20 protein-coding genes are annotated in these 23601 nt (G+C 42.0%); 9 read left to right on the top strand and 11 right to left on the bottom strand.

Features of this window, described 5'->3' with window-relative positions:
* Positions 1-203 precede the first annotated feature (203 nt).
* Entirely contained in the window at positions 204-2078 is a 1875-nt protein-coding gene (locus tag RH96_RS07630; protein WP_010199385.1) for a SurA N-terminal domain-containing protein, read from the bottom strand.
* A 407-nt stretch (positions 2079-2485) separates the two neighbouring features.
* Positions 2486-2758 (bottom strand): HU family DNA-binding protein, encoded by a 273-nt coding sequence (locus RH96_RS07625; protein ID WP_010199383.1) that lies wholly within the window; start codon positions 2756-2758, stop codon positions 2486-2488.
* A gap of 504 nt (positions 2759-3262) precedes the next feature.
* Between RH96_RS07625 and RH96_RS07620 the strand changes: the two genes are divergently transcribed.
* The 8 genes from RH96_RS07620 to fdx all read left to right on the top strand — a co-directional run bounded on the left by RH96_RS07620 (position 3263) and on the right by fdx (position 10710).
* A complete protein-coding gene (locus RH96_RS07620) occupies positions 3263-3907 on the top strand; it encodes a hypothetical protein (RefSeq protein ID WP_010199381.1) in 645 nt (214 codons plus the stop codon).
* A 482-nt stretch (positions 3908-4389) separates the two neighbouring features.
* Positions 4390-4899 (top strand): Rrf2 family transcriptional regulator, encoded by a 510-nt coding sequence (locus RH96_RS07615; protein ID WP_010199379.1) that lies wholly within the window; start codon positions 4390-4392, stop codon positions 4897-4899.
* Positions 4896-6122 carry an IscS subfamily cysteine desulfurase gene (locus RH96_RS07610; protein WP_010199377.1) on the top strand — a complete coding sequence of 409 codons (1227 nt, stop codon included), beginning with the start codon at positions 4896-4898 and terminating at the stop codon, positions 6120-6122. The genes RH96_RS07615 and RH96_RS07610 overlap by 4 nt, the downstream gene beginning before the upstream one ends.
* A 169-nt stretch (positions 6123-6291) precedes the next feature.
* The gene (gene iscU / locus RH96_RS07605; protein WP_010199375.1) at positions 6292-6702 is read left to right on the top strand and encodes a Fe-S cluster assembly scaffold IscU; all 411 of its coding nucleotides are present in this window, start codon (positions 6292-6294) and stop codon (positions 6700-6702) included.
* 395 nt (positions 6703-7097) lie between these two features.
* Positions 7098-7418 carry an iron-sulfur cluster assembly protein IscA gene (gene iscA / locus RH96_RS07600; RefSeq protein WP_010199373.1) on the top strand — a complete coding sequence of 107 codons (321 nt, stop codon included), beginning with the start codon at positions 7098-7100 and terminating at the stop codon, positions 7416-7418.
* Positions 7419-7567: 149 nt separating this feature from the next.
* On the top strand, positions 7568-8149 hold the full coding sequence (hscB, locus tag RH96_RS07595; protein WP_010199370.1) for a Fe-S protein assembly co-chaperone HscB: 582 nt from the start codon (positions 7568-7570) through the stop codon (positions 8147-8149).
* 249 nt (positions 8150-8398) lie between these two features.
* Entirely contained in the window at positions 8399-10279 is a 1881-nt protein-coding gene (gene hscA, locus RH96_RS07590; RefSeq protein WP_010199368.1) for a Fe-S protein assembly chaperone HscA, read from the top strand.
* A gap of 92 nt (positions 10280-10371) precedes the next feature.
* Entirely contained in the window at positions 10372-10710 is a 339-nt protein-coding gene (gene fdx / locus RH96_RS07585; protein WP_010199366.1) for an ISC system 2Fe-2S type ferredoxin, read from the top strand.
* A gap of 99 nt (positions 10711-10809) precedes the next feature.
* On the opposite strand, the gene RH96_RS07580 is transcribed toward fdx, so the two are convergent.
* Positions 10810-12093, bottom strand: coding sequence for an adenylate/guanylate cyclase domain-containing protein (locus RH96_RS07580; RefSeq protein WP_010199365.1), 1284 nt, complete (start codon positions 12091-12093; stop codon positions 10810-10812).
* A gap of 344 nt (positions 12094-12437) precedes the next feature.
* Positions 12438-13070 carry a DedA family protein gene (locus tag RH96_RS07575; protein WP_010199363.1) on the bottom strand — a complete coding sequence of 211 codons (633 nt, stop codon included), beginning with the start codon at positions 13068-13070 and terminating at the stop codon, positions 12438-12440.
* Positions 13071-13421: 351 nt separating this feature from the next.
* On the opposite strand from RH96_RS07575, the gene RH96_RS07570 reads away from it, so the two are divergent.
* Positions 13422-15101, top strand: coding sequence for a phosphatase PAP2 family protein (locus RH96_RS07570; protein WP_010199361.1), 1680 nt, complete (start codon positions 13422-13424; stop codon positions 15099-15101).
* Positions 15102-15594: 493 nt separating this feature from the next.
* On the opposite strand, the gene RH96_RS07565 is transcribed toward RH96_RS07570, so the two are convergent.
* The 7 genes from RH96_RS07565 to RH96_RS07535 all read right to left on the bottom strand — a co-directional run bounded on the left by RH96_RS07565 (position 15595) and on the right by RH96_RS07535 (position 23405).
* Positions 15595-16350: a PAP2 family lipid A phosphatase gene (locus RH96_RS07565; RefSeq protein WP_010199359.1), complete on the bottom strand. Its 756-nt coding sequence runs from the start codon at positions 16348-16350 to the stop codon at positions 15595-15597.
* Between the two features lie 22 nt (positions 16351-16372).
* A complete protein-coding gene (locus RH96_RS07560) occupies positions 16373-16846 on the bottom strand; it encodes a diacylglycerol kinase (RefSeq protein WP_010199357.1) in 474 nt (157 codons plus the stop codon).
* A 131-nt stretch (positions 16847-16977) separates the two neighbouring features.
* Positions 16978-18324 carry a sensor histidine kinase gene (locus tag RH96_RS07555; protein WP_010199355.1) on the bottom strand — a complete coding sequence of 449 codons (1347 nt, stop codon included), beginning with the start codon at positions 18322-18324 and terminating at the stop codon, positions 16978-16980.
* A gap of 130 nt (positions 18325-18454) precedes the next feature.
* On the bottom strand, positions 18455-19144 hold the full coding sequence (locus RH96_RS07550) for a response regulator transcription factor (RefSeq protein WP_010199353.1): 690 nt from the start codon (positions 19142-19144) through the stop codon (positions 18455-18457).
* A gap of 71 nt (positions 19145-19215) precedes the next feature.
* On the bottom strand, positions 19216-20892 hold the full coding sequence (locus RH96_RS07545; protein WP_010199351.1) for a phosphoethanolamine--lipid A transferase: 1677 nt from the start codon (positions 20890-20892) through the stop codon (positions 19216-19218).
* A 141-nt stretch (positions 20893-21033) separates the two neighbouring features.
* Entirely contained in the window at positions 21034-21696 is a 663-nt protein-coding gene (locus RH96_RS07540; RefSeq protein WP_010199349.1) for a c-type cytochrome, read from the bottom strand.
* 92 nt (positions 21697-21788) lie between these two features.
* Positions 21789-23405: a flavin monoamine oxidase family protein gene (locus RH96_RS07535; protein WP_010199342.1), complete on the bottom strand. Its 1617-nt coding sequence runs from the start codon at positions 23403-23405 to the stop codon at positions 21789-21791.
* Positions 23406-23601: the final 196 nt, after the last annotated feature.

Raw genomic sequence — 23601 nt, 5'->3', positions numbered from 1 at the left:
ACTTTGAAAGCTGGCATTAACAGACGTGTTGAATTGTATATCGCTGTTAATGCTACATTTTTAGGATAAAAGCAATATCCATTAAAAAAGCCACTATAAATAGTGGCTTTTTTATACGTCAAATTTAATAAAAGTATTTAGAAAAAACGATTTAGCAATTAGGTCATATTTCCCTTAATACTCTTATTTCAACACCTTTGTCTCTAGCGCCCTTGCGCATTGGCCATATTAGTCTCATTGATCTCGACTTTATACACTAGACGTAGATACTCTAGGTAATCTTGTAGCTGATCTTGACCCAAGTTATCACGGATAATGGAGGCAGTTTGCGCGCGTTGCATATCAGACAGTGGTGACTGTTGCTCGGTCTTGATACGATCACCGACCAATAACGTCGCACCCATCTCTGTTTCGCTCGCAATCGCAACGACACCATTATTGGCCGCTTGCTGACTAAACGCCAAACCTCGCTCTTTTTCTGTCAATCGTGTGGTTTGACGGTTTATTTCACCTAAGGCTTGAAAACTGATTGGTTGTTTAGCAATATCTGCCGTTGTTTTAATGCCAGTCGCCAGTTTCTTAGCATCTTTTAATGCCAATGCCGTGGCTTTTTGCTGACGTAATGTCTGTGTAATTCGTGGCGTAGCCGCTGCTAAAGCAAGTGTTTTAGTAGGACGATAATTGCTTGGCTGCACCCATACCGTGCCATTACCAACTTCAATACCGGCGGTAACCGCTTGGTCTTGAATCGTAAACTCATCAAAGGCTTGCTTAATAACTGCCGGTTGCGACAATGCTGACTGATTGTTTTCTTTACGATAATCCTTGAGACGTTTTAGCGTCACATTCTCTTGCTGAGCGATATCTTCGATACTAAAACCATCTGCTGCCAAGTCGTTAATCGCAGTCACTTTATCGGCATACATCTCCTGACGCTTATATTCTTTTGCTTTAGCGGTTAGCTCATCACGCATACTCTCTAAGCTTGGAATCTTCTTGCCATTGTCTTCGGTGACCGTAAATATCTGATAACCAAAGCTGGTCTTAACTGGTGCGCTCACATCGCCGACACTCAGCCCCTCCAGAGCTTTCTCAACTGCTGCTGCGTCATTACCAAACACAGAAGGGTTAAAGCGGCCGATATCGCCACCCGTCTCTCCTGATGGGTCATCTGACTGTGTTTTAGCAAGCTTACCAAAAGCCTCGCCTTTGTCCAAACGGGCTTTCACTTTGTCTGCGCGAGCTTTTGCATCTTTACCTGTCAATAAAATTTGACTGATTTTGCGCTCATCGACTACAGCCAGCTGCTGCTTATAGGCTTCATATTGCTGCTGCAAATCTTTTGTTGTGACATCAGTCACTGGAACGGTCTGAGGACTCAATTGCAGATAAGCCAAGTCTACCATTGCCGCGCTTTTTAGCGTGTCTTTATTGGCATCATAGTAAGCTTGTATATCGTTTTTGCTCAGCTTCACTTGCTCTTGGTAATCCTGCCAATTAAAGCGATGCAACCAAATATTGCGCGACTCTAGCTGCAGATCGATCAACTGACTGACCGCTTGCATCGGATACACTGCCGTACCAACGATACTGGCATTGAGCTGATCGAGACTTAACTGGTTACGAAATTCTGTAAATAGCTGGTCTTTGGTCATGCCGCGCTGACGCAAAAAGTTTGAAAACTGGTCATTTGAAAAGTTACCATCAGCATCCTGAAAAACTTCTTCTTGACGCAGCAGACGATTGATCGTGTCATCAGACACTGTCATACCAAGCTTACCAGCCTGTTGCTCTAACAAAGTCCGATCGATCAAACCCTTTAGCACCTGCTCATGCAACACATCTTCATTCAATAAGCTGGCATCATCAATTTGCTCTAATGTCTCAGTACGCCGGTTATTGACAGCAGTCTGATACTCTGATAATCCGACACTTGCCTCACCTACCTGTGCAATTTGGTTGGGATCAACGCCACCACCAAAGTAGCTTTCGACACCCAAGAGAGCGAGCGGCGATAGGCATAAAATCAATAAAATGCGACCTGGCCAGCTTTTTAAGAAATCGCGCAATTTATCCATAGTTATCTCTGCTTTATTAACCTATATTGATGAAAAACCATTGTAATACTATTATTAATATCAATGCTATCTAAGCCGGCAATGGTAAGAAGAAGAACATGTGCATTTTATAGAGGAATATAGGGCTGAGTGAAAAAGCCTTACTCAAACAACACATCTATCGCGCGCCCTATGATACGTGATTTTTACGGTAGACTCAAAATATTCACGTGGTACGATACAAACTATGGCTACAAAAAAAGCACCTAATATTTAGGTGCTTTTTTGCTGCTTCGCTTAGCGCTTAGAATGTGCGCTAAACTATCAGCGACCATCTATTACTTACCTGCTAACAAGCGCTGTTTTTATTCGTCTTGCGAGTCATTATGCAGCGTTTGTCTATAATAGAGTAACTTAAAGATAACGGCTTAGTTCAAGCGCTCTTTTAAGTTTTTACCGGCTTTGAAGCTTGGTACTTTGCTTGCTGGGATGCTAAGTTCTTCACCAGTCTTAGGGTTACGGCCAGTACGGGCTTTACGATCTTTTACGCTAAAAGTACCAAAGCCAACTAGTGAGATGCTATCGCCAGCTTCTAAAGCTTCGCCAACACTTTCCATAACGGCATTCAAGGCTTCACCAGCTTGAGTCTTATTTAGACCACTTTTGTCTGCGATGCTATCAATCAATTCTGACTTATTCATAAAATTTCCTTCAAGTTTAAGGGGGATAATAAACGCTCACGCCAAGCATTGTAACGCTCTCATAGCACTTACGCAATAAAAACTACCTGACTGGCGTATTAACAGGTTTCGCTTTGTTATCGTCTTTATATCAAGGCAGCATAAGGAGCGCAAGCGATTTTACATATTTTTGTGCCATGTACTACGTATTTGACACCCAATGTTACGCAAAACATCTGCAACGTCTATACAAGCCAGCTACTTTAGCTAAAAACACTGTCTGCATGTCTCTCTAGGCTTTGAAAACCGTGGTCAGTTGGTGTCTGTGCATTGCCAGTCATAAATAGTGGTGTCTTTATCGACTGCTAAATTGTACTGTAATAATTTTGCTACTGACAGAAACTAGCGTTACTTTTTATTATAAAGGCGTTACTATAAGCAAAATATCACTGCAAATTTTTAGTAAAAATCAACTTGAGTTGATTCGATAACTTTAATTTGCTAAATAAAAAACGGATTATTTACATGAAGCGTTCTACGTTGTCTCACTCTTTTCTTAATATTATTCTGGTGTTCATTGAGTCGGCTCTGACACTACTGTTACGTTTAGATCCCGAGCTACGTAAAGCAGCTTATCCGCTTGCCAAGCAAGGCACTGTCGTCGCACTTCGCCTGTACTTACCACATGTAGAAATTTTTGCCACTTTTAGTACCAAAGGCGTGTTATTGGATGCTCATCTACCTATTGGCCGTAGTGAGCCGGATGTGGTTATCAATGCTTACAGCATCCAAGTCATCAATGCGATCACCACTCACGATAGCGAAACAACCGAAAAATTACAAATGCGCGGTGAGTCAGTACAAGTGCAATTGGTTAAGCAATTTATCATGCAGCTCGGTCTCGGTAACTTGATTCAGGGTCTTATCAAAAAGATAAAAGGCGGCAAAGGTAAGTCTAAGCCTACTGACGCGGAAATGGCCGAAAAGAAGGACAACTACAAGCTCCGTATCAAAGAACAACAGACACAAATCAGTACATTGACGACTAAAAACCGTGAGCTTGAAACCACGGTAAAAGAGTTGCAGAGCAAACAGAAGACATTGATGATTGTGACTATTGTAGCGCTTGTCATTATGATTGGCTCAGTCATAGCACTATTGATGAACTAGTTTTTGTTAATGATGGTGATGTTTATTGATAAACATACTTATTCATAAATAATAGTGCACCTGTTAGATGATTGCTTTAATGACCATTAAGCGTTTGATAGCTTTAATAAGCTACCAAACGCTTTTTTGTCGCTTTAATTCACTCATTGTGAATTTGAAACAAATCTAAAATGGATGCAGATATTTTACGATATGCGCTCTGAAGCCCTTCTACGCCGCATCTCAACCACCATTGTTTTTATCAATCATAGTAATCAATTGGATTAACCATTCAACCACACTTTAATCTTGACTAAATTACTCGGGATTAAGTATAATTACTCTATCGTTGCACACATCGGGTTCACCATCTGTTGTTTAATAGCGATAAGACACACTTAGTTGATAGATAATTAACAGAGGCAAAAGTTCGCTTTTACCAAAACTACTTGACTAAGATCGTTGTTAAATACACTTATAACTGAGAAGTTGGGAGATAACACATGCGTTTGACTACTCGAGGCAGATATGCCGTTACTGCGTTATTAGATCTGGCGTTACAGACTAGCCAACAAGAGACAGCGGTATCGCTATCCGATATTGCTAAGCGGCAATCCATATCTATCTCTTATCTCGAACAGTTATTTTCTAAGCTCCGTAAACGTGGTTTAGTCACGAGTATCCGCGGTGCAGCAGGTGGCTACCACTTGGCCAAGCCATTGCACGAAATTGATGTGATGAGCATTATCTCCGCTGTCGATGAATCTGTGAATGCAATGCAGTGCGAAGGACGCGGTGATTGCCAAGGTGGTACAATGTGCTTAACCCATGATTTATGGTGTGCATTGTCCAATCATATCGAACAGTACTTGAAAAATATAACATTAGCGCAATTATTAGACATGGAAAACGTGCAGTCAGTCTCAGACCGTCAGCAGACCGTTACCAAAGATATTTCAATAAAAGACATCAATACTATTACCCTATCGACCAGCGAGGCAAACCCAGCATGAGCCAACATAACAACCTTATATACTTAGATTATGCCGCCACCACCCCAGTTGCTAAGTCAGTTGCAGCTAAGATGAGCGAATATCTGACGGTAGATGGCATCTTTGGTAATCCTGCCTCGCGCTCGCATGGCTACGGCTGGCAAGCAGAAGAAGCAGTAGAAACAGCGCGTCAGCAAGTGGCAGAAGTCATCAACGCTGATCCACGCGAAATCGTCTTTACTTCTGGTGCGACTGAGTCTGACAACCTAGCAATTAAAGGTGCCGCACACTTCTATCAGTCTCGCGGTAAACATATCATTACCAGTAAAATCGAACACAAAGCTGTATTAGATACTTGCCGCGAGCTTGAGCAAGAAGGCTTCGAGATTACGTATCTTGAGCCGCAGCCAAGTACTGGTCTTATTTTTCCAGAACAGGTCAAAGAAGCGCTACGCGATGATACTATCTTAGTGTCACTGATGATGGTAAACAACGAGCTTGGTACGATTACTGATGTAGCTGCTATTGGCGAAATCACTCGTGAAGCTGGTGTTATATTTCATGTTGATGGTGCACAATCTGTTGGTAAAGTTCTTATCGACACTCAAGAGATGAAAATCGACTTAATGAGTTTTTCAGGTCATAAAGCATATGGTCCTAAAGGCATCGGTGCCTTGTTTGTTAGTCGTAAGCCACGTGTTCGCCTAAAAGCTGAGCAACATGGCGGTGGTCACGAGCGCGGAATGCGTTCAGGTACACTACCGACGCATCAAATCGTTGGTCTTGGCGCAGCATTTGCTTTAGCCAATGATAGCTACAAAGAAGACAATGCCCATGCAGCCAAACTGCGCCAAAAACTGTGGGATGGTCTACAAGATATCGAAGAGATCTACCTAAACGGTGATTTAGAGCATAGCGTTCCTAACATCGTGAACATCAGCTTTAACTTCGTCGAAGGTGAATCACTAATGATGTCCCTTAAAGACTTGGCTGTATCATCAGGCTCAGCCTGTACGTCAGCGACACTTGAGCCGTCATATGTACTACGTGCTATCGGTCGTCCAGACGAATTGGCACACAGCTCTATTCGCTTTAGCTTCGGTCGCTACACCACTGAAGAAAACGTCGATACGATTATCAAGCAAATGCACGAAGCCGTTGATAAACTACGTGCCCTATCACCACTTTGGGACATGTACCAAGAAGGTGTTGATTTAGATTCAGTCGAATGGGCTGAGCACTAAATTTAAGTATATATAGCGATATAAATATCAAATAGATTTATTAAACGATTGATCAGACAGTTATAAATACCATTTTTATTAACTAAATGTTTGACCCCAATTATCGATGAGTGGGTAGTGTTTCAACTTTCAGAAGCCACTGCTCATCATCTAACTAGGAGAAAACCCCATGGCCTATAGTGACCAAGTTATTGATCATTACGAAAACCCACGCAACGTCGGCAATCTTGACAAAAATGCCAAAAACGTTGGTACTGGTATGGTTGGTGCCCCAGCTTGTGGCGATGTGATGCGTCTACAAATCCAAGTCGATGATAACGGTATCATCGAAGATGCACGCTTCAAAACTTATGGTTGTGGTTCAGCAATTGCCTCAAGCTCGCTCGTTACTGAGTGGCTAAAAGGCAAAAGCTTGGATCAAGCTGGTGAAATTAAGAACAGTCACATTGCTGAAGAATTGGCATTACCACCAGTAAAAGTGCATTGTTCTGTACTTGCAGAAGATGCTATCAAAGCTGCTATTAGCGACTATAAAGATAAGCACGGCGCAGCAGCAGTAACCGAAGAAGCTGTTATCTAAGGCTAAACCTACTGGCCTGTGCGCTGCGTGGAATTAGCAGTGCTAAGTAGCAACACGTTAAACAGCTACTGATGCTAAAAAGGTGACAATGACACTTATGTAATTGTCACCTTTTATTTTCTAATAGCCGCTAGGGCGTGTCATTAATTAGATTTTGAGTCTTAAAATGAGAAAAATTGTAGATAAACAAGGAAGAAATTGCCGTTAATATGAACATATTGACAAGATTTCTGACGATGTTTAGCAAAATTTAGCCATTTTAAGGCCACTAAATGTATTAATGTGCTAATTGATGACACGCCCTATCATATTATTTTGGCAAACTTGTGATTCCAGTTGCCAGTCTATACAGATTTTTTATTGATACTTATAATTAATAGTCAATGGGAGTTGGCATGATTGAAATGACAGAACGCGCCGCTCAGCATGTTCGAGACTTTTTGGACAATCGCGGTAAAGGTGAAGGCATTCGAGTGGGTATCCGCACAGCGGGTTGCTCAGGTTTGGCTTATGTTTTAGAGTTCGTAGATACCCCTGACGAAAATGACACGCGTTATGAAAGCCATGACGTCAGTATTTTTATTGATCCTAAAAGCTTGGTCTATTTAGATGGTTTATTGATGGACTATGAAAAAGAAGGATTGAACGAAGGCTTTAAGTTCACTAACCCCAACCAAAAAGGCGAATGTGGTTGTGGTGAGTCATTTACCGTTTAGTGATTCAATGGCTTAAGGTTGCTGACTTTGCTTTTAAGCGATGATAAAAGAATGCTGCCACAATTAAGTCAGTGTGGTCGACCAAATAGCAAACCTATTCTGATATTGACAACACTTTAAAAATAAATAGAAAAAGCAAGGCGTATGATATGACAGATATTACTCAAGAAGCACAGTTTGATAACTTTTTTGCCCTATTTGAGCAGCCTGTACAATTTGACGTCAATCAAAATAGTCTCGATCAACATCTACGTCTGCTACAAAAACGTTATCACCCTGACAATGTCGCCAAGAACTTGGCAGACGCCGCACAAGCGCAACAGCAGTCTGAGCAAGCGTCAGCATTGATTAACCAAGCTTATCAAGCGTTGAGTGCGCCTGATAGCCGTGCGAGCTATCTGTTAGATATGGCAGGACAAGCACAGAACCTAGAACACTCAATCGCAGATTTAGACTTTTTAGAAGATGCGATGCAGATGCGCATCGAATTAGATGAAGCGATTGAAGACAAGGATCGCCCAACGTTACAACAGCTACATCCGCAGATTACCGAACGTTTGACGAAACAGTCTAAGCGTTTTAGTGACGCGTACCAAAGCAAGGACTGGCAAACGGCGATTGATGCAACGCAAAAACTGAAGTTCTTGGTCAAGTTAAATGCTGACGTGACGACAGGGCTTGATGAGGTCGCGACGTCTGAACATTCAGATGATGATGATTTATACGTTTAGATAATAAATATTTAAACGCTTGTATCATCAATAATATATACACGCTTTTCTAATTTATTACTCTTATTTAAAGCTGTATTTTAAAACGATGGTTAAAATAGTCCCAACGATACCGTATAATCCCTTATTTTAAGCGCTATTTAACGCTACTCTCTTCTATGTTAGAAAAGAATCACAGCCGTTGACTGTCATAGCACCTATGTTGTATTTGCCACATTTCACTTATTCATTTTATCTTTGAGTTATCTTATGTCTTTATTGCAAATTGCCGAACCTAATCAAAGTGCCCAACCCCATCAGCATCGTTTTGGCCTAGGGATTGATCTTGGTACCACGCGCTCATTGGTCGCCGTGGTGCGCTCAGGCAAGGCGCAAGTGTTAGAAGCAGGCGCAGCTAACGATACTCTATTACCCTCTGTGGTCTATTATCCAAGCACAGGCAACCCGCTTGTCGGCTACGATGCCCTAGCCCACTTGGCGGATGATCCAAAAAATACGATCGTCTCGGCTAAGCGCTTTATGGGTCGTAGCCAAGCTGATATCAAATTCTCTCATCCTTATGAATTAAGTGGCAGTAAAGACGATATGCCAGCATTCGTGACTGCTCAAGGCGAAGTATCGCCTGTTGAGGTATCAGCGCGGATATTGGCAACGCTTGAACAACGTGCAGCCACTGCATTGCCTGCAGACAGTATTGAAGGTGCGGTGATTACCGTTCCCGCTTACTTCGATGAAGCTCAGCGTCAAGCGACCAAAGATGCCGCCCAAGCAGCTGGTATCAATGTGCTGCGTCTATTAAATGAGCCTACCGCTGCGGCAGTCGCCTATGGTCTCGACCAAGCTACGCAAAATGGTGATAAAGAAAGCTACTACTTAATTTACGATTTGGGTGGTGGTACTTTTGACGTTTCTATCTTGAAGCTAAATGATGGCGTCTTTGAAGTATTGGCAACTGGCGGTAACAGTGCGTTAGGTGGTGATGATATCGATCGTCTGATAACCAATTGGCTTATCAAACAATTAAACATCGATCCTAAAGATGTGAGTCGTCATGACAAGTCAATACTGGCGCAACAAGCCAAAGCTTATAAGCAGGCATTGACTAACGATCAACAAGTTGATATCGATATCACTGTGAATGAGCAGGCTTATCAAGGTGTGTTGCGCCGTGAAGATTTGCTGGCTATTACAGAACCTGTTAGCCGCCGCACGATAAGCGTCTGCGAACAAGTGCTACGTGATGCCAAGCTATCTACCTCAGACCTAGATGAAGTTATCTTAGTCGGTGGCTCTACTCGTATGCCTGCTGTGCAGCAAGTTGTCACTGAATTTTTTGCCAAGCAGCCGCTGTGTCGTCTGAATCCAGATGAAGTGGTTGCTTTGGGCGCAGCACAGACAGCGCATCAGTTAGTCAACGGCGATAGTGACAATAACTTATTACTGTTAGACGTAACGCCATTATCGCTCGGTCTTGAGACCATGGGCGGCTTAGTTGAAGTACTGATTCCACGTAATACGCCTATCCCCGTCAAAAAACGCCAAGTATTTACCACGTACCAAGATGGTCAAACAGGCATGATGATTCATGTGGTACAAGGTGAGCGCGAGACGGTGGACAACTGCCGCTCATTGGGACGTTTTGAGTTGTATGGTATTCCATCGATGAAAGCTGGGTTTGCCCGTATCGAAGTGACCTTTAGTATTGATGCCAATGGTCAGCTAACTGTCAGTGCGCAAGAGACCACCACCAAAACAGAAAGTAAGATTGAGATTGTGCCTTCTTACGGTTTATCTGACGAGCAAAAAGAGCAATTACTGGTGGCTGGATTTAAGTATGCAGAGGAAGATAAGAACGCACGCTCTTTAATCGAAACAAAAGTAGAAGCGGAGCGTGAAGTACTGGCTCTACAATCTGCACTCAATGAGTTTTCAGCATTACTATCCTCTAAAGAACAAAGCATTTTAGCAGAGCAAATCAAAGCTCTAGCAGCCGCACTCGACACTAATGACTTGAGCTTTATCGAAACTAAGCAGGCTCAGCTCAAGCCTCATAGCGATGCCTTTGCTGCCCGTATTATGAATCAAAGCGTCAAAGCCAGCATGGCAGGTACGAATGCCCAAGATTGGTAGTAGATACGTTTAAGAATGCGGCTTAGCGATCATACTAAGCTCATCTCTTATATTTTTATTTTTTTAATTGATTAGCACTGGAAAGACGATTTATGCCAAAAATTACCGTATTACCGCATCATGAAATTTGCCCTGAAGGCGCCGAAGTCGAGCTAGAAGCTGGTAGCAACCTATGTAAGGCGCTAATAGAAAAAGGCATTAAAATTGAACATGCATGTGAGATGTCAAAAGCTTGCACTACGTGTCATGTGGTCGTTCGCAAAGGCTTTAATAGTTTAGATGAGATGGACGACATTGAGGCCGATTTATTAGATCGTGCTTGGGGCTTAGAGCCTGACTCACGCCTATCTTGTCAGGTTATGCTCGATGATGAGGATTTAACCATCGAGGTTCCTAAATATACGCTCAATCATGCCAAAGAAAACCATTAGACACTAAACAACCTATCTTACTGTTATATTAGAAAGCCAGCTATCGTCATGATAGCTGGCTTTTTTGTGCTCAATATTATAGATATTGCTTTTAAACGATTATTTATGACCATTATTGTCACGTTTGCATTCTGCTGCTATATCAGTTGCCAACTTTTCTTCTTCTTGTTCAACCCGCTCAAGCGCAAAATTTAAGCGCGCCCTGATATCTTGATAATCATTATCTTTCATATCTTTAAAGTTCAAATGCAAGTTAAAACCTGGCAGCGTGTGATCAACCCATTTAGAGAGATGACCCTTATCAGCATCAGGATCAAGCACTTGCCAAGCATTTACTTGGTCATCAAAGCCTTTTAGCTGAAATGCACCAGCGTGCTGACATTCATAATTATGGCAGATGTAATCGTAGGTACTCTCACTAACTAATATTTCATCTTTATCAGCACTCGCTTCAAGTCTTGCTGCTAAATTGGCTTCTTTACCGATCAAGGTATAGCTGAGACGATTGTTGCTGCCAAAATTACCAACATGGCAGTAACCTGTCGTAATTCCAATGCGTATATACAGTCCTTCAAAACCCATGAGCCGCCATTTTTGTCTTAAAGTGCGCATCTCACGACGCATATCTATCGCCATTGCGATACAATCTAGCGCGTCCTGGCGAGCACCGCGGCTCTTTGGTTCGCCAAAAAAACACACCATGCCATCGCCAATGAACTTATCAAGCACGGCGCCATGTTTATTGGCTATCAACGTCATACAGTGCATATAAGTATTTAAAATATCAGCCAGATTATCAGCGCTTAAACTATCGGACAATTCGGTAAAACCAACGATGTCTGAGAACATAATCGTCAGCTTAGCACGCTTATTAGAAACGATGACTGGGCTGTCAGATTTGACGATGGGTTCCCAAATTTGCGGCGGTATGAAGCGTGTTAACTTATTAATAACGGAGACCATCCTGCTTAGACGCCCGACTGCCTGATTAGCACGCGTTTCATAACCGAGATATTCTTGATACATATACTGAAACTGACACAGAATAACCGCCATACTTGCCAATAACACGATTGGTGTTGTCCAGCCTTCATAGCAATCTATCTCAGCTACCGCCAAAGTGACGCTAACATAATAAAAAACAATGACCGTTATAATTGAGCTGGCGATCAGCTTTAAATTATTTTCAGAGCCACTAATGATAATCCTAAGACCTATAAGCGCAGATAAACTCAGCGAAATAATGATGCAAAACTGTACTGATCCGATGACCGCCGACAATAAAATAATGACAATATTAGACGTCCAAAAACTTTTTGGGCGACGATAATTGTAGATTAGTATCATTAAGCTTGGCAGACAAACAATAACAAGAAGTGCCATTGAGGTAGATCTAAACTCAAAATGCAACGCGAGGAGTATTACCGTGAGAATTAAGACGAAGACTTCTGGATAGTCAAATCGATATACCCCTTCATTTTTTGATGGGCGATTTGGTCTCAGCGTGTCTAAAAAAGGCATATAAAGTGTTCGCTTAAGCAAAACAGGTGGTTGGAAAGACTAAAAGGCTACGAAGATAGCACAGGTGCATCAACTACCTCTATTATCAAGTCGGATATTAATCAGTTATCACTATATTATAATTGATATTATACTTTTTAAGTATGTTAAAAACTATGTCATATATAACCAAAAGTATACCACCTATCACTTATTTTACCTTGAATCTATTTTAAATCGGAATTACGGTACTTATTTTGCCGGCGATGCTTGAGCAGCCAACCGATGATAATTATGACAGCCAGTATGCCAAACCCTTTAGAGTAAGGGGCTAATGCGCCTTCGATGACCTCATAGTTCTGTCCGAGATAATATCCCGCTAACGTTAATACGGTGGTCCAAATACTGGCACCTAACGCTGTCAATACTAAAAAAGGCAATAGCGGCATCTTGTTCATGCCAGCAGGGATAGAGATGAGCGAGCGAACGCCAGGCACCATACGCCCAAAGAACACGGCTGTTTTGCCGTGTTTATCGAACCAGTCATTCGCAGAGGTAACGTCATCGGGTTTAACGAAAACGTATTTGCCATATTTTTGGGTAAACGCGACCAAACGTTCTTTATCAAATACACGACCTAAATAATATAAGGGCAACGCGCCAAGTGAGGCACCTAGTGTACCGGCAACAATAACCAGCATTAAATTTAAGTCGCCTTTTGACGCGGCAAAACCGGCCGCTGGCATAATGACTTCAGAAGGTATAGGTGGGAAGACGTTTTCGGCAAACATGGCAAACACAATACCAAAGTAGCCAAACTTTGCCATAATACTGAGTACCCATTCGCTGATTTGATTCATAATTACTGCCTCCCCTTATTAAAACTATAGACGATTTATTTTTCTAATTTTGAGTAAACCTAACAATGTAACTATCCAAACACTGCTATTAGGGTCTGTTGAACATTAAAATGTGGCACTGGCGGTGGCTATTTTTTAGACAATACGCAGTGAAATTTTTGACGCCTATTCATTCTAGGTTAGACAATTTCGCCATGTATTAGCAAAAAATAGCTCTGCCCCTGCTTGTATACTTGGGGCTGATACTATTTGAATGTTCAACAGACCCTAGTCTCAACCTCATTTATGTCAAAACATCCTGTTTTATGCTATTTATAGCACTTGCACTATGGCAACGATTAGACAAATCCTATGACCAGTAATTTGCCTATTTCAATGACATCCAGATGGATCTCCTTAGCGTGCGCGTTAGGGGTCTTTGCTCTTCTGTACTCATTGACTAATATCTATGCGCAAACACTTTTTTATGATACTCAGTTTTATGCTACTCAGCTTTCTAAGCTAAGTAGCATTAACCCTATATGGCCTAGGAAAGTTCATATACTAGCCATACCGATTGACGCAGCTATTCCCTTTGTTGCGCTGATGATTGTGCCTTATAGCTGGTCAATCATGCTGTTTTGCGCCAGTTTTTTTATGGTAAAACCACCAGCACAGCTCTCCTTATTAACGCGCAAGTTAATCCTAGCCACCCTTTTTGCTTGTTTTATCTTTTATGTGTTTCCCGCCAAATTTACTTTTGAGCGGCCTACAGTTTTGGGCTGGACACACTATGGCTATCAATTTTTGCATATAACAGACAAACCTTTTAATCAGTTCCCTTCCTTGCATGTGACATATGCTGTATTACTAGGGACGTCATTATGGCAACTTTCAAAATCTGCCCTCTATCGCCTGACGCTCTGCTGTATCTGTAGTCTCATCATCATATCTACCGTTCTGACTTACCAGCATCATCTACTAGATATTGCTGGTGGGTTGTTACTGGCAACGTTGATACTGGTAATAACCAATAAGCTGCGAAACAATTTGGTTTTAAAGTATCTGACAGTGGCGATATCAGGATTTTTAATCCTATCGATAGCAGGGTTTATGCTCAATAGAAGCATGACCTCTATTACTTTTGCAGGGTTATATCGTTTAGTCGCCACGTATTGGATGTTAAGTTTTTTTGTCTTAGCTTGGGCTTATCAATATCCCAATCAACCTCGCGACAAACGTTGGTTTGCAAAGGATGAGCAAGGGCGCTTGCTCCTATCTACTTGGCTGACGTTTGCACCCTTACTATTAGGCTACCGGCTGATGTGGTATGTCGGGCAACGGTATCAGCTCACTCAACATACAAAATCAGATTTTGGCTCATTGAACCATACTGATAGATGTCCAACACATAAAATAGTAGACTCGGTATATGCAGTTGCTACCCCAACATTATTTGGCTTATCTAAAATGAGCGATGAGCATTATTCATACTTTTCTAACTTTGCGATGATTATTGTGATTGATTCGGCTGTGGAAACCAACAGTCATAGTTTGAGTTTAAAACAAGCATTGCATACCCATCATACTTACGCGCAAGCACAAAGATTAGGCGCTGGTCATTTAGATGTCAGTAATTTAGAGGTTAATCATGACGACTCATTATCCTGCGATTTTCATCCATCATTTGCTGCTGTTCAGATGAGATATCTTTATTTTCCACTATTAGACTTACAGTCGTTAGGAGAGATTGATACTCAACACTTTGTTCATTTATTTAAACAGATAGACGCATTAGCAGCCATTGATATAGCGACTAATATCACTAAAAAAAAGCTGCCTAGCAAAACAATCCTTATCAACTTCCAATGCGTAATGGGACTATCCCGTAGTGTCGCCCTGCACGCTTTATATCTAATATATCGAGGACAGCTGACTATCGATAATTACGTTGCTTGGATCAACGAGCAGTATCCAAAAGCGCATGTCAATGATAATTATCTACCTAAGTCGCTCATTGATAAGGTTAGGGACTTGGCTAAAAATACTTGAACAAGCATTAAGAAAATATCATCAATATATAAATTCTCTTTTTTAGCAATGCTTCTTTATAAAGACCCAAAGGTAATAAAAAATTAAAGTTTATATAGGGCGTGTTGAACATTCGACCATGGCACTGACAGAGACTATTTTTTAGACAGTTCGACGTTAAAAACAGTAAGTTTAGTCATTCTAAGCGTCTACTTTTAACCATGAAATGGCAAAAAATAATCCTGTCTCTTCGAGCTGATGCGAAAACTGTCCTATGCTGCGTTGTAAACCTAGTTAAGGCATGAGCATTACCGTCGTTTTACGCCTTGTCTAGAACAGTTTTCGCAATCAGCAGTGCCTATTTGTGAATGTTCAACACGCCCTAGTCAGTTTAAAATCAAATCGATAAGTTAATGTTATATGCGACTGGTATAAATTTTCCTTGCTTGCTGCTATCACAGAGGCTACGAAAAATTCATCCCAGTCGCACTGTATCTGTTTTAAAGTGAATCCACTATAAAGATTTAAAGCGCGCCAAATTTTCATTTTTCTTTATCATTGGTTTTTTGAAGCATACTGTTGCGAGTGCGCAAGCAATTGTCAGTGACAGCAGCATCGATACCAAGGTATGACTAAAAAAATGGTCGCCAAAGAGCATTTTGTACCCTCCCATCGTCCACCCTAAAACAGTGACTGTCTCAAAGGTTCTATAGCGATATTGTCGTAGCGTCGGTAAAAACGCCAAGCCATATAAAGAAAATCCTGCGCTGGCATGTGCTGCTGGAAAACACTTGGCGGGTGTCATAGCCACTATGTTTTGCCAAAGATTAAGGTATGGTAAGTCACCATTAAAAACCATCAAGTGATTGGGGCAACTGACATGGGTCATGCCTTTGAGCACAGCAATGGTAGTCGGCACCATAATCAATACACTTAAAAGATAACTGATCTCACGCACCGATAAGGAAGTAAGTAATCTGTCTAAGTTTGAATTATTGGGCGGAGGGGTTGTACTCAAGGGCTGTCTATGCTTGATGATTAACACGGTTATTAAGTAAACACCGAGCAAAATCAGCAATAATTTAGGTAAATCATAAAATATAAACGCGTAAGGCTGCGCACCTTTATCTATCAGCCACCGACCATTTGCATAGAAAAGCTCACTGATACGAAGGTCCAATTGGCTATGCTCAAATGTCAGTGTCGCAATGAGGGTGAGGCACAAGAGTTTGAGCCAAGCCCAATCAGCGGAATTGGTTTTTACAGTCATTGATACATCCAAAAGATAGGATTCACAAGAAAGTGCTAGATAGCGCTATCAGCCATAGCAGGGTTAAAAGCAATAATGCCAAAAATTGTGCAGCAGAACCAACATCTTTGGCTATTTTGGCCAGTGGATGCTGCTCTGTCGAAGTATGGTCAACACTGGCTTCGATACCCGTATTAAATAGCTCAACGATCAATGACAAGAAAGAGGCGACTATCAGCAGCATTTTTATACTGAGATCAAAAGGCGTGAAGATGAGTGCCATGAGTAAGGCAAAGTTGAGCCACAAAACCTGTCTAAAGGCCGCCTCAAATTGGTAAGCTGCTTTAAAACCATCTATAGAGTAACTGGTGGCTTTGACGATACGGGCAAGACCTTTTTTACCTTTCGCGTTACTGGCATAACTATCAATTGCAAGTAATGGGATAGGAACCGGTTGGCCAATAGGCTCAAAATCGGGCTTTTTATAGTCAAAGTGAGAGGGTGTGACTTTGCTCATATTGAATTCTTTATACTCATGAATAGTAGGATATGCTGCAAGTGTTGAGTATAAGATAGCAAAGGTTAAGACAACGTTAAGAAAGCATTAAAAAATTATGGACATTTTTTAATGCTTCGCATTGATGAGTGCTATTGATAATAAATACTAAACGTACTACCACCACTCTCATTGGGGTGATGGGTTAACTGCCAGCCCATATGAGTCATAATACGCTGCACGATACTAAGCCCTAGCCCCGTACCTTCTACCTTATAAACAGAATGAAAGTTAGGTGATAGATCTTTATCCATTTGATTATCGGTATCACTGTGATTTAGACGCTCAAATCTTTCATAAAGCAGAGGCATCATAACTTCAGGAATACCCAGACCAGTATCCGTCACTGTTATTTTTTTAGCATCGATAGTGACAATGACTTCTCCATCATCCGTATACTGAAACGCATTTTTGATCAAATTACCCAACGCCATCTTAAGTAACTCAGGTCGCACATAGGCAGTGTATTCTTGTTCTGCTACCACTGTGCAGGTCACTGTTTTATAACGCAGCAGATACTTCAAACGTTCAATTTCATTGACTGCAATGCTATTAATGGATGTTAGCGGCGCATCCAATTTTTCAGGCGCACGCGAAAGCAATAATAAAGCCGTGATAATTTCAGAGGTCTCTTTGGCTGTATTGCTGATACGATTGGTAAATTCACTCAAGCGGCTGTCATGTTCTAACTGTGAGGCCAACACTTCAGACGCGCCCATAATGATTGTCAATGGTGTGCGTAGCTCGTGGCTGACATCACCTGTAAACAGCTGCTCGCGTTTTAGATACTGCTCCAGTTTATGGTTTTTTTCATCAATCGCTCGAGCCAACACTCCGACTTCCGACGGCAAATGGGTCAACTCTGTCAAGTTACGATGGTCTGTTTCCACTGCCCGCTTTAGAGCCAGTAAAGGCTTGATGATTTGCTTGGAAGACAATTGAGAAAAGACAATAGCAATCAATAAACTTAAAATGACAGCAGCTTTTAAGGCAGCCGCAAATATGTCCTCTAAATGCTCAAAGATTGCTAAAACAGGATAATTTTCCATCACCATATCGGTGTTTTCTAGGTAGGTCAAAATGTAATTTTGTTGGTCGCGGTGATAGTGAAAGAAATGCAGTTCAGTGTTCGTTTTGTCTGCGCCCGTATCAACAGTGACAGAAATCTCTTGTACCGTTTCAGTCGCTATGGCTTTTAAATTCTCAGGTGCACTATCATAACGATAAATTTTAATCCCTGGTTCTGCCGTATAAACCGTCTGCTCACCGTACTCTTTCTGACTGAGCTCTAGCTGCTGCAACAGACGAGCTTTAACCAAATCCTGCTCTATTCGCATTTCGGCATACAAAAAAATACTGACAAAGGTGGCGCACAGTAACAAGGCAAATAAGAGGTAGGACACACGAAACTTATTGGCTATAGAATCTATATTAAACATGGCATGGGCTTACTTGATAGTAGCAGAAAATAAATATAGGTGATCAGGGGTATAAATCTCCCCAACCAGTTTATCGTTATTGACCATTAAATGGCTCACGAGGTACTAAAAAAATAATCTGCGAAACAAACTACGACAAATTATCAGGGTCGACGATCTGATAGCCAACGCCTGGTATGGTCATTATCATCGGTTGAGCAAATGGTTTATCGATCTGTGCCCTTACGCTATGAAGGTGAGTGCGCAAAGCATCACTACTTGGGATATCTCGTCCCCAAACTTTTTCCTCAAGCTCCGTTTTGCTGACCACTCGAGGAGCGGCGTTCATCAGCGTGGCAAGTATCTTGAACCCAGTTGGAGTCAGTTTTAAAAAGATACCCTCGCGCTGAATAGTGTGCTCATTTGTATTTAGAGACAGTTTACCGACCTCTATACTATGCCGAAAATGCTCATCTTGATGGCGGCGTATGAGCGCTTTAATACGGGCTTCGAGCTCTACCAATGAGAAGGGTTTGACCAGATAATCATCAGCACCACTATCAAATCCTGCAACTTTATCCAAGATCGTATCGCGAGCCGTCAGCATCAATACCGGCGTCTTATCATGCAACTCTTCTCTGAGCTTCTTGCACAACTGAGTGCCATCCATACCAGGGAGCATCACGTCCAATAATATAACGTCATAACGATTGGTTGATGCCAAAGTCAAACCACTATAACCATTGTGAGCGTTGTCGAGCTCAAAACCTTTTGGCTCAAAAAACGCATAGATATTGGCGACGATATCGGGATTGTCTTCAATAATAAGTATCTTGTACATGGCTCTGACTACCTAAAGATGATTGCCTAAATATGACTGCCTAAAAACGCTTATCTATCATAAATAAGCGTTTAATTGGCGACCTTAAAAAAAGTAGGCGCTGAGGCTACCTCGTCGGTGGTGATATCAAAAAAGCTTAGTAAAGTTGGCGTGATAAAGTCATGTGATACTGGCTGAGTGCTCATACTCGTGAGACTCTCGCTACTGATACGGTTACTCGCAGGCGACCAAACAATCAACGGCACTTGCTTTTGCGCATTCGGCGCAATGCTGTACGGCAGTCCATGTAAGTAGATATTGTTCTCACCCAGACTTTCTCCATGATCGCTAATATATACCATCACCACCTCATAGTCTTGTTGATAAGGCTTCAATGTTTCAATAACATTATTTAAGAAATAATCAGTATAGCCAATCGCATTGTCGTAACCGTTGATGACCGACTGTGCATCACATTTGGACAGCTCATTGGTCATACAAACTGGCTGAAATTTTTCAAAGGTTTTAGGATAACGTTTGTAATAAGCGGGGCCATGATTGCCCATTTGATGCAGTATAACCAAAGTGTCTTTTTGGCTAGAGTCCGACTTAACCATTTTATCGAAGCCATCCAACATGCCAATATCTCGGCATTCGCTATCACAATTGGGGTTCTTATCCGGCGTTTTGTAATCCTCAAACACCACTCGATCTGCCACGCCTTTAGAGCTAGAGTTATTGTCTCGCCAAATAACCTTGACGCCTTGTTTGTTTAGCGTATCCAACACATTTTCATTGTAGGCAGCGGTATCTACATCGTAGTCACTTTGGTTTGCATAGCTGAACATACAAGGCACTGAATAAGCGGTAGAGGTACCACAGGCCGTTACATTCTTAAAGCTATAGATATCCGCTTGCTTGGCGAGCAATGGCGTAGTGTTGCGTGTATAGCCGTTCAAGCCAATGTGGTCAGCACGCACAGTTTCTCCGACCACAAAGACCATCAGCTTAGGTTTTGCAGTGCTATTCACAGCTGCGCTACGCTTGGCATCTGCTGCATGAAGTATCAGCGTATCAGGGCGTTGCCGTTCAGCTATATAATCCGTTCCTAGTTTTACGACAGAATAAATGGGCGTGATTGGGTTGCTATAATAACGGACCTCTTTATGCTGACGAAAAAAGCTGGCGTACTGATCGCCAAAAGGTATCAGGCAAAGCGCAATCAGAGCAATAGAGGCAACTAAGGTTGCGGTCTTTTGAAGTATTGCGCGTTGCCAAGAGAGGCGCTTTAGACGAATTTCGCTAATAATAAATGCTGGAATGATGCCTAATAATACCACTCTAATCGCAAAGCTTGGTGCCATTAGATCCATAGCCTCAGCTTGATCGGTTTGTAGGCTATTGATAAGCATATTACGATCAAAAATCGTGCCGTAAGCATCGGTAAAATAACCACAAACCGCTGCCACTAGCACCATGGTAATCAACACTGCTTTTGCCGTTGAACGATAACAAAGCAGCTGAAGTATTAGCCACAGCAAACCAAACAACAAGCCCACCAGTGAAAGAATGAACCCCGCATTTGTATCAAGTGGGTAGATATTTAGGACTTGCGCAAAAAAACTAATATTAGCGGTAGTGACTAAATATAGTGCAGTAATGACGATAAGTACATTAACATTCAGCTCAAAATGATAGCGTTTGCTCATAGCATATTTTCTATCATGAACTTTGGTAAAGCTAGCACTAAGCGCTTGAGATATTGACATACAAATCCTTCTCAACAGAATGAGTGAAGACCCAATTCATTAAAGTAACAAGTACCTTGTTAAGAAGGCGTTAAGCTGCTTGAATTAAAAAAAGTTTAAACGACAATGAGAAATTTAGGATGTTAGAAAATGAGTCATGCGCTATTCACTGGGATCAGCGCCGGGTGGAAAGTCATGGCGCAGCTGCGTGACATTAGCAGTGGTCACCGTGTCCGTATAGTTGTTCAAATCGCTATGCACATACTGGGTAACGGCAGCTATTTGCTGATCGGTCATCATGCTGTGGAATGATGGCATACCACGTAGACCATTCATGACAACGCTAATAATATAATACTTTGACTCCATCTTAGTATTATCCGCTAGCGGTGGATAGTAGCCTGCTCCTTGTGCGCCCTCGCCTTTTTGCATATGGCAACCTGCACAAGAATCCTCATAAAGCTTTTTACCATCAGTAGAAAAAAAACCGCTTTTACCTTGTGAGCTGCCTTCAAATTTGGTGAGCCATTTCTGCAAGCCAGCATCTTCGCTTATTTTCGGTATCAAATTGACATCAACGATATTCGTGGAGGGTCTGGTCAGCGCTTCTTTGGACATATAAACCGCGCCCCACGCCCCATTATTGCGGCTGGCTTGATCGTCAAATATCATGGGGCTGGATTGTTGACTGGCAATAGTGACCGCATTATCGTTACTATATTGACTACAGCCTGACACGGTAAATGTGCCTACCAACGTTAATAATATGACTGTCTTATATGAAATAAACGGTTTAAGACCGTTAAAAGAGCGTGGTTTTATCATGTTTATGATCACCTTTATAATCGTTACTATATAGCTGTTACTATACGATCGTTACTGGGCTGGGCTGGGCTGGGCTGGGCAAAATAAGCCTACTAGCCAAGTTTTTTGGCCTTTTGGTGTAAGCGTTTGGCCGCGTCCATCCCCGATAATATGGCCCCTTCTTGCCAAGCCGGAATGTGTGAGCAATGCTCGCCTGCTAGTACAATCCGATGATCAATGCTGCAAAGCGTATCGTAGTATTGCTCACGGCTCGATTCACTCCAAATACCATAACAACCAAGCGACCACGGGATACGATGCCAAGCGACTGACGTACCTGAACGAAACTCTTTGGAATATTGCGGATGGATACGCTTGCCGTATTCTAATGCCGCTTTGATGCGCTCTTTTGGTGTTAAGGAATTGAACTTATAAGAGGTTTCTCCAAAGCCATAAGCACCTAATAGCACGCCAGAGCCTTGGGTGAATAGGTCCTGTGACGGATAAGAGATCTGGGTAATAGGCAGATCCGTATAAGTGATGCCGCCATAGATCCATTCATCTTCCTCCCAAAACCGCCGTTTAAACTCCAAACCAACTTTGTAAGAGCTGTCATAAGGGACGGCTGCCATCGCTTGCTTCATTGGTTCTGAGACATTGATGTCGATTTGGGTCAATACTGACAGCGGAATAGTGCAGATACACCAATCGGCACGAACGCTTTTGACACTACCCTCTGGGTTATTGCTTGCAGAATTGGTGCTATCAATATAATCAACGGTTACCCCTGTCTCATCTTGATTGATTTTGGTGACTTTGGCATTAAACTTGATCATATCGCGGCATTCACGTGTGAAAGCATCGCCTATTTTGCCCATACCTCCGACAGGTTGAAACATTGCTGGTTGATGCACGTAAACGGTGTAATTAGCATAGAGATCAGACCACATCCCTGAGTCTAATAATTTTTTCATTGGGATAGGAGTAGATGGCTTGGCGTCAGGCATCAGACCGCCACCCGGATAGACACTATAGCCACGATTTTTGCTGGTTTCATGGCTTTTGATGTAGCGATAGCTATTATCAAGAACGCCCCAACCTTTCAAACCTTCTAGTAACTTTTCTTTATCTTCTTTGGTGACTGTATCATCTAAGCTACCTTTATTGACTGCTTTAGATAATAACTCTGACACGTAGCCACGGATATCGCTTTGTACTTCGCCTAAGCGCTGCGGTGCACCATTAAAATGGTTAGTACGATGTAGATAAGCACGATCATTGGTTTGGATAAAGGGCTGCAATGCGACATTAAATTTTTTGCAATAATGAAATACCGCATAGTGATGTACGGGCAATCGCCACGGTCCACCATTAAAGTAATTGCCTTTTTCAAAGTCGCAAGTCACCTCCTCACCGCCAAGCTCAGTATATTTATCGCCACTATTTAGCGTCCAACTGCGCCCACCACCGCGATTTTGGTATTCAAGCACAGTGATTTTATAGCCCGCTTTACGTAACTCGTAAGCTGCTGTAAGCCCGCTCAACCCTGCTCCCAAAATAACGATTCTTGCGCCAGCAGGAGCACCCTTGAGATCTATTTCTTGCTTAAAACTCGACTCGGATGCAAACCCCAATGTGGTCATCGCCTGATACATGGCAGTCGCGCCAGCAGTCTTACCTATCATTGAAAGCAATTGTCGCCGTGTAGGGGAATGCAATAAATCGTTCATTTAATTATCCTTGGCACACTTCGTTTTTATAGTAGGGTCTGTTGAACATTCAAATGTGGTACTGGCAGTGGCTATTTTTTAGACAATACGCAGTGAAATTTTTGACGCCTATTCATTCTAGGTTAGACAATTTCGCCATGTATTAGCAAAAAATAGCTCTGCCCCTGCTTGTATACTTGGGGCTGATACTATTTGA

Source organism: Psychrobacter sp. PAMC 21119 (assembly GCF_000247495.1).
GTDB lineage: Bacteria > Pseudomonadota > Gammaproteobacteria > Pseudomonadales > Moraxellaceae > Psychrobacter > Psychrobacter glaciei.
This window is presented reverse-complemented; position numbering and strand designations above follow the sequence as displayed.